This is a genomic window from Sulfurovum sp., assembly GCF_041562805.1.
Lineage (GTDB): Bacteria > Campylobacterota > Campylobacteria > Campylobacterales > Sulfurovaceae > Sulfurovum.
This window is the reverse complement of sequence record NZ_JBFFOH010000056.1, coordinates 1-13962: the sequence shown is the minus strand read 5'-3', so window position 1 is coordinate 13962 and position 13962 is coordinate 1. Positions and strand designations below refer to the sequence as shown.

The following is a 13962-nucleotide window of genomic DNA, read 5'->3' as shown; positions in this document are numbered from 1 at the left end:
ATTCCCCTCTGCCAGAAGTAATCTTTCTGTTCCCTTCTGTTCTCCTAACACGGTTTTAATGGGGCACTAGATATAATCGCGAATATATATGTAGGAGAGTAGATGAAAATAGCGATCGCAGGAACAGGTTACGTAGGTCTGTCTAACGGCATTTTGTTGTCACAGCACAACGAGGTGGTGGCGCTTGACATCATTCCGGAAAAAGTGGAGATGCTCAACAAGGGTCTTTCCCCTATCGAAGACAAAGAGATCTCCGAGTACCTTACGGAGATGAGCTCCGGCAATTCAAAGTTCAGCGGAAGCTTTAGAGCGACCTTGGACAAAAAAGAGGCCTACGAAGGCGCTGCCTATGTCATTATCTCTACGCCTACCGACTACGACGAAGAGACGGGTTTTTTCAACACCAAGTCCATAGAGTATGTCATCGCCGATGTTCTGGCAATAAACCCGGAGACGACGATGGTCATAAAGTCGACGATCCCGGTCGGTTATGTTAAGTCGGTAAGAGAGAAGTTTGCAACGGAGAACATCATCTTCTCCCCTGAGTTCCTGCGCGAGGGCAACGCCCTGCATGACAACCTCTACCCGAGCCGCATCATTGTCGGCGAAAAGAGCGACAGGGCGATGGTCTTTGCGGGTCTGTTAGAGCGTGGTGCCATTAAAAAAGATGTGGCGGTGTTGTTTACGGACAGCACGGAGGCCGAGGCCATTAAGCTCTTCTCCAACACGTACCTTGCCATGCGTGTGGCCTACTTTAACGAGCTGGACTCCTACAGCGAAAAGTTCAATCTGAGCACCAAAGACATCATCGAAGGCGTCGGTCTCGACCCGCGCATCGGTACCCACTACAACAACCCCTCTTTCGGTTACGGGGGCTACTGCTTTCCAAAAGACACCAAGCAGCTGCGTGCCAACTTTAAAGACGTTCCAAACAACCTCATAGGGGCGATCGTCGATGCCAACGAGACAAGAAAAGAGTACATAACCTCCCAGATATTGGTAAAAAACCCGAAAGTCGTCGGCATCTACCGTCTCATTATGAAAACAGGCTCTGACAACTTTAGAAGTTCTGCTGTGCAAGGTATTATCCAAAAGCTGCAAGAGAAAGGGGTCGAAGTCGTTATCTACGAACCGGTTCTTGAAGAGAACGAGTTCGAAGGTCTGAAAGTCATAAAAGACATAGACGATTTTAAAAGCAGGGCAGATGTCATCGTCGCCAATAGACTTTCTGACAGTATCGTTGATGTCAAAGACAAGGTCTATACTAGAGATGTTTTTGGGAGTGATAAATAATGCGCAAAAAGATCTTAGTAACAGGTGGCGCTGGATTTGTTGGAAGTCATCTATGTGAAAGACTAGCCCAAGACGAAAGTAATGATGTCTATTCTCTTGACAATTACTTTACTGGTAGTGAAAACAACCATGTTGACAAGGTCACATATATCAAAGGGAACACAAAAGATATTGCTACTTTAGTGACCTTTCGGCCAGATATGGTCTACCACCTTGGAGAATATTCAAGAGTCGAACAGAGTTTTGACGATATTGAAAAAGTATGGGAATATAATAAAGATGGTATTTTCGCCGTTCTAGAATTTGTGAGAAAGGCTGGCTGCAAAATACTGTATGCGGGTAGCTCGACGAAGTTTGGTGACGGTGGTTTAGGAAGAAGTGCATCTCCTTATGCATGGACAAAAGCGACCAATACTGAGCTCGTGATGAATTATGGTGTATGGTTTAACGTCCCTTTTGCTATTACCTACTTTTACAACGTCTATGGACCAAGAGAGATCCAAACTGGTAAATATGCAACATTGATTGCTCTTTTTAAAGAGAAACGGAAGAATGGTGAGAACTTAACGATTGTCAGTCCAGGAACTCAAAAGAGAAACTTTACTCATATTGATGACATCATTGATGGTCTCGTACTTGTTGGTGAAAATGGTTATGGTGATGAGTTTGGTATTGGTAGCGGCGAAGCTTATACCATCAAAGAGATTGCGGAGATGTTTGGTGGAGAGATCGAGATGTTGCCCGAACGTAAAGGCAATCGAATGACAGCAGATGTTGTCAGTGCCAAAACACAGGCACTTGGTTGGCATCCAAAAAGAAAGATCAAAACATATATAGATAAATTGAAAGAACAAGGATGGATAGATAATGATAATTGATAAAATAGCTGTAATTGGACTGGGTTATGTAGGTCTACCGTTGGCACATGCTTTCAGCGAGAAGTACGAAGTTACAGGATTTGACATTGCACAGTGGCGAATCGATGAGCTTAACAACGGTGTTGACCGTACACTTGAACTCAGTGAAGAGCAGGTAAATGAAGCTATTTCAAGCGGTATGAAGTTTACTGCCGATCTCCATGAGATCGCCGACTGCAACATTTACATTGTCACGGTACCAACACCGATAGACAGCTCCAACCGACCAGACTTAACACCGCTGATTAAGTCTTCGGAAAGTGTTGGAAAAGTTCTTAAAAAAGATGACATTGTCATCTATGAGTCTACTGTCTATCCGGGTGTAACTGAAGAGGTTTGTGTGCCTATCTTGGAAGAGATATCTGGGCTTAAATTTAACGAGGACTTTTTTGCTGGCTATTCTCCGGAACGAATTAATCCGGGTGATAAAGAACATACAGTGACAAAAATCCTTAAAGTTACTTCAGGGTCAACTCCTGAGATTGCTGTAAAGGTGGATGACCTGTATAAAAGTATTATTACTGCCGGTACACACCTAGCATCATCCATTAAAGTTGCAGAGGCTTCCAAGGTTATCGAGAACACTCAGAGAGATGTCAACATAGCACTTATCAATGAGCTTGCCCTTATCTTTGATGCTATGGGAATTGACACGACGGAGGTCATCAATGCTGCAGCAACCAAGTGGAACTTCATTAAACTTACACCTGGTCTTGTAGGAGGTCACTGTATCGGTGTTGACCCTTACTACTTGACCCACAAGGCACAAGAGTTAGGCTATAAACCAAACCTTATCCTTGGCGCCCGCCAGATCAACAATAGTATGAGTAAGTACATCGCAGAACGTACCATTAAAGAGATGATCGCACATGACAAGAAGGTCAAAGGTGCCAATGTCTTAGTAATGGGGCTGACCTTTAAAGAGGACTGTCCCGACATTCGTAACTCTAAAGTGTTCGACATTCTTAATGAGTTAAATGACTATGGTTGTAGTATTGATGCTTACGATCCGTGGATCGAGGCGAAAGACATTACACAGAATAATTTCACTTTTATATCTGATCCTTTGAAAAGTGATAAAAAGTATGATGCTGTTATCGTGGCTGTTGGGCATAAACAGTTTAAAGAACTAAAACGAAGTGACTATGACAACATCAGCACAAGTGAACCAGTAATAATAGACATTAAAGGGATTGTTGACAGTCCTACCTGGAGATTATAATGAATAAATTTATACCAATTTCAGAACCAAGTATTACTCAAAAAGAGATTGACTATGTAACTGATGCCGTTAAATCAACATGGGTGTCGTCACTCGGGCACTATATTAACCGTTTTGAAGATGACTTTGCTGATTATTGCGGTGTCAGATATGCTATGACAACTTCAAACGGTACTACAGCACTACATTTGGTCCTTGTGGCTATGGGTATAGGTGAAGGAGACGAAGTAATCGTTCCTGATCTGACTTTTATTGCTACGGCAAATGCTGTGGCATACACTGGTGCGAAAGTTGTAACGGTAGATATTGAAGAGAGTACGCTTTGTATAGATCCAGATGCAATCGAAGCTGCTATTACTGAAAAAACTAAAGCAATCATTCCTGTTCATCTTTATGGACATCCAGCAAATATGATTAAGATACTTGAAATTGCTCAAAAGCATGGACTTAAGGTAATAGAGGATGCTGCAGAAGCACATGGTGCTGAGATAGAGGGGCAAAGAGTCGGCTCGTTTGGTCATGCAACCATCTTTAGTTTTTATGGAAATAAAGTTATTACGTCTGGTGAAGGCGGTATGATCACGACTGATGATGAAGCTTTATATGAAAGGATGAAATACCTTCGTGATCATGCTATGACAAAAGAAAAGCGTTATTGGCATACTGAAATAGGGTTTAACTATCGCATGACAAACCTGCAAGCAGCACTGGGAGTTGCTCAACTTGAGCGAATTGATGAAATTTTAGAAAAGAAAAATACCATCTATTCTATTTATGAACGTGAATTAGCAGGGGTTCAAGGTATACGGTTAAATCCTTCTGCTTCATGGGCTAAAAATGTATATTGGATGGTTTGTTTAGAAATTGATGGTTTTACTGAAGAATTACGTGATCAGTTTATGATGAAATTAAAAGAACTTAAAATTGATTCTCGTCCATATTTCTATCCTGTCTCTTTTATGCCGATGTATGAAGAAAACAGTGTTGGACCAGTCACTGAAAAGGTATACAAGAGAGGGATTAATATTCCATCTTATTATGATCTTGCAGAAGATGACATTATTGAAATTGCACAAATAATTAAGACTTTGTTGAAAGCACAATAAAGCATTATGATCAAAGCAATATTTTTGGGTCTGATTGAAGGGTTACTACGAAACATTAGTGGTCCTCTTGGAAGAAAATTACGATATCTATATTATAAACAGCGATTTGCATCATGTGGAGATAATGTTTACATTGATGAAGGTGTGATTTTTGAAAGACCTGAGTTTATGTATATTGGTAATAATGTTTGGATTGATAAAAATTGTTTGCTTATAGCAGGAAAGAGTAACTCTTTAGGCAAAGAAAATTCCAAACTTAAAGTAAATAAAAATTTTAAATTATCACCAGGAATACTTCACATGGGGGATAATATTCATATTGCTCCCTTTTGTATACTTCAGGCACATGGAGGTTTGTTTATCGATGATAATTGTGGTTTTAGTGCGAATGTAAAACTTTATACATTATCTAATTTACCCAGTAATCCGACAAATAAATCGGAATTAGTGACTTTTTCACCCTTAAAAAATCCATACTACTTATCTTCCCCTATTGTTTTGAATAAAAATGTTGGAATTAGTTTAAATAGTATTGTATTGCCAGGAGTAACTATCGGAGAAAATTCTTTTATCGCTCCAAATTCAGTTGTAATGACAACAATTAAAGAAAATTCATTTGCTAGTGGTAATCCAGCAAAAAAGACAAAAAATAGATTTGATTTAGAGGAGATTGAGTGAAAGTTTTATTAATGGCCACAGACTTTTTTTCTAAAGGTGGTATCCAGCGTTATAGTCGTTATCAGTATCAGGCTTTAGTGGAACTCTATGGAGACGAGAATGTTTATGTTTGTGCTTTATCTCCAAAACAAGAAGATAATATTTTTGAAGAAAATATTGATATTAATTATATTGGTGAAGGTGCAAGCTTAACTGGCAAGATCAAATATGCCTACCAAGTTTTAAAACTTGTAAAACAAGAAAAAATAGACCTTTTGATCTCTACTCATGTACAGCTATCAATCATTGCACTTTTAGCAAAAAAATTATTTGGCGTGCGTTACATGACAAATGTTTATGGACTTGAAATATGGAGTGGTTTAAAGAAGCGCGACATAATTGGTCTTCTGAACTCAGATAAACTAATAGGTGATTGTAATTTTATTTTGAACTATATAGAAAATAATTTTGAATACAGCACAGATAATATGGAATTACTTTACGATCCAGTTGATACGGAGAAGTTTAAACCATACGAAAAAAGTGAAATACTTTTTAATAAATATGATATTCCAAAAGATAAGTTTATTTTGTCGACCATAGGGAGACTAGAGCGCAACAAAGGACATGAAATTGTCATACGTTCATTAAAACAATTGAGCAGTGATATTATTTATGTTGTTGTAGGTGGGGGCAAGTACGATCAGAGGTTTAAAGAATTAGTGAAGCAGGAAGGTGTAGAAAGCCGGGTATATTTTGCAGGAAGAGTTCCAGAAGATGAGTTGGTTGATTTTTATAATCTTGCAGATGTAGTTGTATTACTTAGTACATTTGGTGATGGCGAAGGAGAGGGATTGCCATTAGGGCTTATTGAAGCATCAGCATGTGGAAAACCAATTATTGCAGGTGACCAAGATGGGTCTTTGGAGGCTGTGGCTTCAAATGCAAATGAGGTGAATGGTTTTGTAATTGACCCTGAGTCAGAGGTACAGTTTTTAGAAATAGTAAATAAGCTGTATCAGAATGAAGATTTGATAAATGTTTTTAGTGAAAATGCAAGACAATATGTTGAAAACACATTTGCATTTGATAAGTTTAGAGCAAAAATGAAAAAGATTATTGGATAAAAGATAAAATGAAAAGAATAGCACTGCTTGGAGATATACCAATTGACTCATTGAACTGGCATATCCATTATACATTACAAAAGATGGGCTATGACGTAAAAAACATTCCTTTAACAACTCAAATTGATAAAAAAGTTTTTCCGGCAAGTTTGTTTGGATACGCTCTTAAACTATCTAATAAGTTTAATGATTTTGTATATACGCGTTTACTTAATAATGTTTTAGCTTTCGAACCAGAGTTAATTATTGTAGTTCTTCGTAATATACCAAGTCATGTTATTAATACTATAAAAAAAAAGTCTAATGCAAAAGTAGTTTTTTGGTCTGGGGATGCCATGGTGAACCTTCAACGAGGGGATGTATTTATTTCTGATTTTGATGCATGGTTTGTAAAAGATAAGTATATGTACTCATTTATGAAAGACAAAGCGAATCTTAAAGTATTTCTTTTGCCAGAATGTATGAACCCAGATGTACACAAACTACCTGAAAATATGACGTTTGGTGGGGAGTATGATATATCTATAGTCGGTTCATTATACCCTTATCGGGCAAGAATTATAGAGCAAATAAATAGTGCAGGATTTGATGTTGATATTTTTGGAAACATACCAAAGTGGATGGGTATAGAATGGCAAAAAAAGCATAGTCAAAGATATGTGACAATGCAAGCAAAAAGTAAAGTGTTCTATGGAAGTAAAATCAATTTAAATACATTACATTATAGTGAGGTAAGTGCTGGTAATTGTAGATTATTTGAAATAGCAGGATGTGGAGGCTTTCAAATATGTGATGAAAAAAACATTATCAGAGATTATTTTGAAGAAGACAAAGAAATTGTTTTTTATCGCACTACTGCTGAACTAATTGAAAAAATAGCATATTATTTAAATCATCAAGATGAGGCAAAGGTAATCGCACAAAATGCCCATAAACGTGCCCATTTGGAACATACTTATGAACACAGAATAAAGGAAATATTTCAAATTATCGATTTTCCTTTAATTAAAATATAAAGCAACTCCTCATGAAACAACAAAAATATATAATTGCCTCATTATGGTCAGCAGGTAGTCAATATATATTTTTTGCTTTAAATTTTTTGGGGCAAATAGCTCTTGCCCGTTTATTATTGCCAGAACATTTCGGAGTAATGGCATTGGTCTTATCAATACAGGGCTTACTTGAAATAGCCCTTTCGTTTTCAGTCCCAATGGCTTATATGCATTTTAAAGAAACTGATACACTTTTTTCTTCTGCACTCACACTTTCTTTTGTAAATTGGTTACTATTAATGGTTATTACCTCTTTATCACTCTATCCAATTTATTACTTTTATCAAGAAGAAGTTGCATTATTTATTTTCCTCATTACAATATTTAGATGGTTTTCAAGTATCTCGTCCATCTACATAGCAAGACTTGAAAAAAATCTTGATTTCAAAACTGCTACTTTAATTACAGGGATTGCAACAATTGTTGCAATTGTATTTGCAGTATCCGCAGCATTTATGGGTGCTAACGAATATAGTCTATTAACTAGGGAATTAATCGCTCCTTTATTAATCTTTGTTATTGCTAAATTCTATATAAATATTCCTCTAAACTTTTTTAATTTTGATAGAGATGAAGTTCAACAACTTTTCAAGTACTCATTTAAAATGTTTTTTTCTAGAGGTACTTCCGTTCTATATCAACGGCTACCATTTGTATTTATCGGAACATACTATACTGCTAATACACTAGGGTTTGTTTCCCAAATATTTTACCTATCCATGCTCTATGATAGGCTTATGGCTTCATTTACTCAAAAAATAGCTTTTCTATTTTATTCCCATTCAACAGCAAATAGTAAAGAGTCTAAAAAAGGGTTCTTCTATATTAACGGTTTTATACTCATTGCTGGGATCCCAGTATTTATACTTTTTTTCTTTTTTCCGGAGTGGTTATTGTATACACTATGGGGAGAAAAATGGCTTGATGGAGCAATCTATCTAAAAATGATGGCACCATTTGCCTTGTTATATCCAATGTATGAAAACATCAAGTCATATTTTTATGGACATGCAGAAAATGAAAAAATAACTTATGCCAATATTGTAGGTATTTTAAGTTACTTTACAATAATATTTTTTAATTCAGACTCTTATATGCTTAGTCTTTCTTTTAGTATTTCATTGCTTGTTATGATGATTTTCACCTTGCCATACCTTTGGAAAAGGTTACGTGTATAATGAAGAACATTACAAGTAGACATATGAAATTAAAGACATTTTTTATCTATTTAACCTTGTCTTTGAGTTTTCTTTTTATTATTTACAACATTATCCAGAAAAATGAACTATTCATTCCAACATTTATTTCCTTACTCAACCTATTTCTTATAGTTTTTATTCAAAAATTTAAACTTTTTCAAAGTATTCCTATTCGTATATTCTTTCTTTATCAGGTATTAACAATAATATTACCTATAGTGTTTATCGTGCTATTATATTCTCCTCTTGAAATTAAATACTATATGAACTATATGGTTTTAACAACTTCCGATTTAAGTATTACTAATATATTAATACTCATTTATGATATAGTCTTAATATTTGCACTCATATTATTTTCAAAATTTAAGATTCACAATTCTAAAAGATTTGTAAAGTACTATCTATTTAATGGATATAAGTTCTTTATTCTCATTACTCTTCTTTTTATAGCTTATGCGACAAAGTTGTACTTGGTGTCTATTGGTGCATGGTTTATGTACGAAATTATCGATCTAACTCAATACCCATTTATAAATAATCTTGAAGTACTTCAGCAACTTGATATATTGGTGTTATTCTATTTCGCTTATAAATTTAAAAATAATAACTTAAATAATAATGAAAAAATCTTGATGCTTATCGTAATAATCACATCTCTTATTTTTGCTATGTTATCTACATCAAAAGCAAAACTATTTATGGTCTTGATACCAGTTGTATTGATTTTATTACAATCGAAAAGAAGTAAACTATATTTTATTGGACTATTTATACTTGTATTGAATATAAATGTGCTATTTGATTTTATGATGTATAATCGAATTCATAATACACAAAGTTTGATAGATAACTTTATAGAATTCCAACCAACATTACAAGGTGAAAAAGACACATTGGCTGTGAAAAGCAATACAGTCCTAAATAGATTGAATTATCAATTTATATTAGCGCGTTTAGTTAAAACATATCCCTTTGCTCCAGATGAATTTCGCTGGAAGTATATGGATAACATTATCGGTCTTATTCCAAGGTTTATTTGGCCAGATAAACCGATTATTGGCTTAGATCAAAACCAAATAGGAATAGAAATTGGTGTTTTGTCTCGTTTCAATACGACTACGGCTGTTGGCATTACACACCCTGGTGAATCCTATTATGATATGGGTGTTTATGGTATTTTTATTATTCCATTTTTCATAGCATATATTCTTGTTTTATTGAGTAATGTATTTGACACAAGATATTGGATGGGTTATTTACTTTCTTTTATGCTAAGTTTTACACTTATTAATAGTACTTCAATTGGATTATTGCCGACATTGTTAAAGTTTTTTCTGATTTTCTATATATTTGCATTACTGTTAAATGATAGATATACAGATGAAACTAAGATAAAGGTCAAATAAAACCAATGAAAATCAACCTAATTATTCCATCTTTCTATCCAGCGATAGTATACGGAGGACCGATCTTTTCAACACTCCACACATGTCAAGAAATATCAAAATTAGATGGCACCGAAGTGAGGGTTTCAACAACGAATACAAATATGACTTCTAAGTTGGATGTAGAGACAAATAAATGGCAAAAGTTCGAAGATGATTTCTATGTTAAGTATTATGATGAAACAAAAGTAGATAAGTTTTCATTGCAGTTATATTTGAACATTTGGAAAGACATAAAAAGTGCAGATGTTGTACATGTGCAGTCTGTCTTCAATACACCGACACCAATATCTCTCTTATTTGCACGACTTTTTAATAAACCAACTTTACTTTCACCGCGGGGGCAGCTGGGTAGTTGGTGTTTGGATAATGGTAATAGTTTTAAGAGCAAATGGCTGAATTGGTTTATAAAACCATTTGCTTACCAAGTGACATGGCATGCAACAGCGCAACAGGAAAAACATAATATTCAAGCTGTTTTTCCGAATGCTAAAGTAGAGGTTATTTCAAACGGTACGGAGTATGAAGTTTTTCAAACATCTTCTGTTCTTACTAAGCAAGAGTTTATAGAAAAATATACTAAACAAAAGTTTGACACAGGAAAGATCATTGTTTCGATGGGACGACTTCAAAAGGTCAAAGGTTTTAATATCCTTGTAGACTCATTTGCTGAAGTTCTGGAACAATATCCGACAGCTAAACTTTTTATTGCTGGTAAAGATGAAGGAGAAGGGGAAAAACTTCAACTGCAAATCGATGCGCTTGACTTGAATAATAAAGTGTTTTTAGTAGGAAATATTAGTGGACAAGATAAGATCGATTTTTTAGCTAATGCTGACTTGTTTGTCTTACCTTCTCATCATGAGAACTTTGGGAATGTCTATGTTGAGAGTTTGGCAGCAGGAACACCTATTGTCGCCAGTAAGCAAACACCTTGGTCTGAGGTGGAAGAGGCTGATTGTGGAAAATGGGTGAACAACAGTGTTGAAGAGACGGCACAAGCTATGCTTGAGATGTTGGGAAAAGATAGAGAACAAATGCGTATTAATGCTAAGATGCTTGCAAAGAAATATGACTGGAAAAACATAGCAATTCAGTTTAAAGAGGTATTCGACAAGATGGTGGAGAAGTAATGAACAATAATCTGACTGTTATCGTATTGACATATAATGAAGAACAGAACATTAACGCGGTACTCGAAAGCGTCATCGATATAACAGAAAACATCTTTGTCGTGGACTCATACTCTACCGACACCACCTTGGACATAGTCAGGTCAATGGGGGTCCGCTATGAACAGCACCCGTTTGAAAACTACTCTGTTCAGCGCAACTGGGCGCAAGCAAACAACCCTTTCAACACCGAATGGATTTTGAACTTGGATGCAGACGAACCGATTACACCTGAACTTCAGGAGTGGATAAAAAACGATTTTGAGAAAGAGAAAGAGAGTGCCGACGGGTTTATGTTTAGCCGTAAAACTATCTTCATGGGCAGATGGATAAAACATGGCGACCAATATCCTAACTATCATTTACGCCTCTTCAAAAGCAGACTTGGTAAATGTGAAGACAAAGCCTACGACCAGCACTTTGTAGTAGATGGTACTGTCAAGCAAGTCCCTAACGCAGACATCATCAACACCGTTGCAGCTAACCTGGATGACTTCATAACAGCACATAACCGCTGGGCGACTAAAGAGGCGATAGAGATTCTTACCACAAAAGAGACAGGTGACGTAGAAGCAAAGCTTACCGGAAACGCCATAGAGAGAAAACGCTGGTTAAAACAAAACATCTTTGAAAAGGCTCCGCAATTCTCACGAAGCTTTATGTACTTCTTTTACCGCTATGTTGTTCGTTTAGGATTTCTTGACGGCAAGCAAGGATTGGTCTTTTTTGTCTTGCAAAGCTTTTGGTTCCGTTTTGTTATCGATGCAAAAGTGTTTGAGGTTCGAAATCGGGCTAAAATGCAAGGTAAAAGTATAAACACAGTGATTAAAGAGCTTTTTTAAACCACAAATTCTGTAAAAATTTTAATCTAAATTAGGAGATATAAAAAATGTATATATTGGGACTAAACGCTTATCATGGGGATTCATCAGCATGTATTTTCAAAGATGGTGAGCTTATCGCTGCGACCGAAGAAGAACGCATAAGAAGAATCAAGCATTGGGCAGGTTTTCCGAGTGAATCTATTAAGTTTTGTCTGGATGAATGCGGTATTGATATTACGCAAATAGACCATATTACAATATCTAGAGACCCTTCGGCTAACGTTTACAAAAAGATTACCCATTCTCTTAAAAACCTAGTCAGTTTTAAAACGCTCAAAGACCGTCTGGCCAATACTAAAAAAGTCTCATCGGTAAAAGAAGAACTCGCAAAATCTCTTGGTGTTGATGTTTCTGAAATAAAAGCAGAAGTTCATAATGTCGAACACCACCGTAGCCATATGGCAAGTGCCTTTTTTGCTTCTCCGTTTGAAGAGTCAGCTATTTTATCTATTGACGGCTTCGGTGACTTTACTTCGACGATGATCGGAACTGGTAAAGGTACTGAGATGGAGGTACTTGACAGTGTGATCTATCCGCATTCTGTAGGCGTTTTTTATACTGCCTTTACCCAGTACCTAGGTTTTGCAAACTATGGTGATGAATACAAAGTTATGGGTCTTTCTCCTTATGGAAATCCAACACTGGTTGACAGGGTCAAAGATGTCCTCATCTTTAAAGACAACGGTCTTTTTGAGATAAATACAAAATATTTCAAACATCCTAAAGAGGGTGTGCAGATGAGCTGGGAAGATGGTGATCCATTTATAGAGCCGATTTACTCTGACTATATGACTGAGAAATTTGGTAAGCCGAGAGAGCAAGGTGAAGAGCTGACACAGTTTCATAAAGATTTGGCAGCGTCAATTCAACGGGTAACCGAAGAGTTGATCTTTCATATTCTCAATCACCTTCAAAAACGTACAGGCCTTAAAAACATCTGTATTGCCGGTGGTGTTGCTCAAAACTCTGTAGCTAATGGAAAGATCTTAGAAAATACTACTTTTGAAAACCTTTACATTCCACCTGCTGGGCATGATGCCGGTACAGCTATCGGTTCTGCTTTGTGGCTTTATAACCAAGTTCTAGATAATCCACGCATTGAACCAATGATGGACTCGTACTTTGGTGCAAAGTTCAGTGATGATGAAATTGAAGCTTATTTGAAGGCTGAAAATATTTCATATAAGAAACTGAGTGATGAAGAGTTAAATGATAAAGTCACTGACTGCCTAATCAACGCTGGTGTTGTGGGTTGGTTTCAGGGTAGAGCAGAATTTGGCCCTCGTGCCCTTGGCCATAGAAGTATCATTTGTGATCCGACTCGTGATGACGCAAAAGAACTGATCAATGCAAAGATCAAGAGACGAGAGCCATTCAGACCTTTTGCTCCATCAATTTTAAAAGAGTTTACTGGCGATTATTTTGAAAAAGTAGATAACGTTCCATTTATGGAAAAAGTGTTTCAGTTCAAAGATGATAAAAAAGAGAATTTAAGTGCAGTAGTCCATGTCGATGGCAGTGGCCGTTTACAAACTGTAGATCAAGAAATTTCTCCAAAATACTATAGTTTAATCAAAAAGTTTTATGATAAAACCGGCACGCCTATTTTGCTAAATACTTCATTTAATGAAAATGAGCCGATTGTTAACACCCCCGCGGAGGCATATGCCTGTTTTGCTAGAACTACCATGGATATGGTGGTAATGGGTAATATAGTAGTTGAGAGATAGAATATTAGTGCTATGAAAATATCCATCATCACCTCCGTCTACAACAACAAAGAGACCATCGCCGAGGCGATAGAGTCGGTGCTTTCGCAGACCTATGACAACATTGAGTACATTGTCGTCGACGGCGCTTCGAAAGACGGCACTGTCGAGGT

At 36.5% G+C, this 13962-nt stretch carries 13 protein-coding genes; all 13 read left to right on the top strand.

All coding sequences use genetic code 11. From position 1 onward, the window contains the following. Positions 1-102 precede the first annotated feature (102 nt). Positions 103-1293 carry a nucleotide sugar dehydrogenase gene (locus ABYK33_RS08280; RefSeq protein ID WP_373032643.1) on the top strand — a complete coding sequence of 397 codons (1191 nt, stop codon included), beginning with the start codon at positions 103-105 and terminating at the stop codon, positions 1291-1293. Further along, a complete protein-coding gene (locus tag ABYK33_RS08275; RefSeq protein ID WP_373032642.1) occupies positions 1293-2171 on the top strand; it encodes an NAD-dependent epimerase/dehydratase family protein in 879 nt (292 codons plus the stop codon). Before ABYK33_RS08280 ends, ABYK33_RS08275 begins: the two co-directional genes overlap by 1 nt. After that, on the top strand, positions 2161-3432 hold the full coding sequence (locus ABYK33_RS08270; RefSeq protein ID WP_373032641.1) for a nucleotide sugar dehydrogenase: 1272 nt from the start codon (positions 2161-2163) through the stop codon (positions 3430-3432). The genes ABYK33_RS08275 and ABYK33_RS08270 overlap by 11 nt, the downstream gene beginning before the upstream one ends. Next, entirely contained in the window at positions 3432-4538 is a 1107-nt protein-coding gene (locus ABYK33_RS08265) for a DegT/DnrJ/EryC1/StrS family aminotransferase (protein ID WP_373032640.1), read from the top strand. Before ABYK33_RS08270 ends, ABYK33_RS08265 begins: the two co-directional genes overlap by 1 nt. A gap of 6 nt (positions 4539-4544) precedes the next feature. Then, positions 4545-5216: a hypothetical protein gene (locus ABYK33_RS08260; protein ID WP_373032638.1), complete on the top strand. Its 672-nt coding sequence runs from the start codon at positions 4545-4547 to the stop codon at positions 5214-5216. Then, on the top strand, positions 5213-6322 hold the full coding sequence (locus ABYK33_RS08255; RefSeq protein ID WP_373032637.1) for a glycosyltransferase family 4 protein: 1110 nt from the start codon (positions 5213-5215) through the stop codon (positions 6320-6322). Before ABYK33_RS08260 ends, ABYK33_RS08255 begins: the two co-directional genes overlap by 4 nt. A gap of 8 nt (positions 6323-6330) precedes the next feature. Further along, positions 6331-7338: a glycosyltransferase gene (locus ABYK33_RS08250; RefSeq protein WP_373032636.1), complete on the top strand. Its 1008-nt coding sequence runs from the start codon at positions 6331-6333 to the stop codon at positions 7336-7338. Positions 7339-7349: 11 nt separating this feature from the next. After that, entirely contained in the window at positions 7350-8555 is a 1206-nt protein-coding gene (locus ABYK33_RS08245) for an oligosaccharide flippase family protein (RefSeq protein ID WP_373032635.1), read from the top strand. A 497-nt stretch (positions 8556-9052) separates the two neighbouring features. Further along, positions 9053-9985, top strand: a complete 933-nt coding sequence (locus ABYK33_RS08240; RefSeq protein WP_373032634.1) for a hypothetical protein — start codon at positions 9053-9055, stop codon at positions 9983-9985. 5 nt (positions 9986-9990) lie between these two features. Next, entirely contained in the window at positions 9991-11157 is a 1167-nt protein-coding gene (locus ABYK33_RS08235; protein ID WP_373032633.1) for a glycosyltransferase, read from the top strand. Then, positions 11157-12038: a glycosyltransferase family 2 protein gene (locus tag ABYK33_RS08230; RefSeq protein ID WP_373032632.1), complete on the top strand. Its 882-nt coding sequence runs from the start codon at positions 11157-11159 to the stop codon at positions 12036-12038. Before ABYK33_RS08235 ends, ABYK33_RS08230 begins: the two co-directional genes overlap by 1 nt. A gap of 47 nt (positions 12039-12085) precedes the next feature. Then, the gene (locus ABYK33_RS08225; protein WP_373032631.1) at positions 12086-13810 is read left to right on the top strand and encodes a carbamoyltransferase; all 1725 of its coding nucleotides are present in this window, start codon (positions 12086-12088) and stop codon (positions 13808-13810) included. 12 nt (positions 13811-13822) lie between these two features. Next, positions 13823-13962, top strand: a 140-nt coding sequence (locus ABYK33_RS08220; RefSeq protein WP_373032644.1) for a glycosyltransferase, incomplete at its 3' end; no start/stop codon positions are given.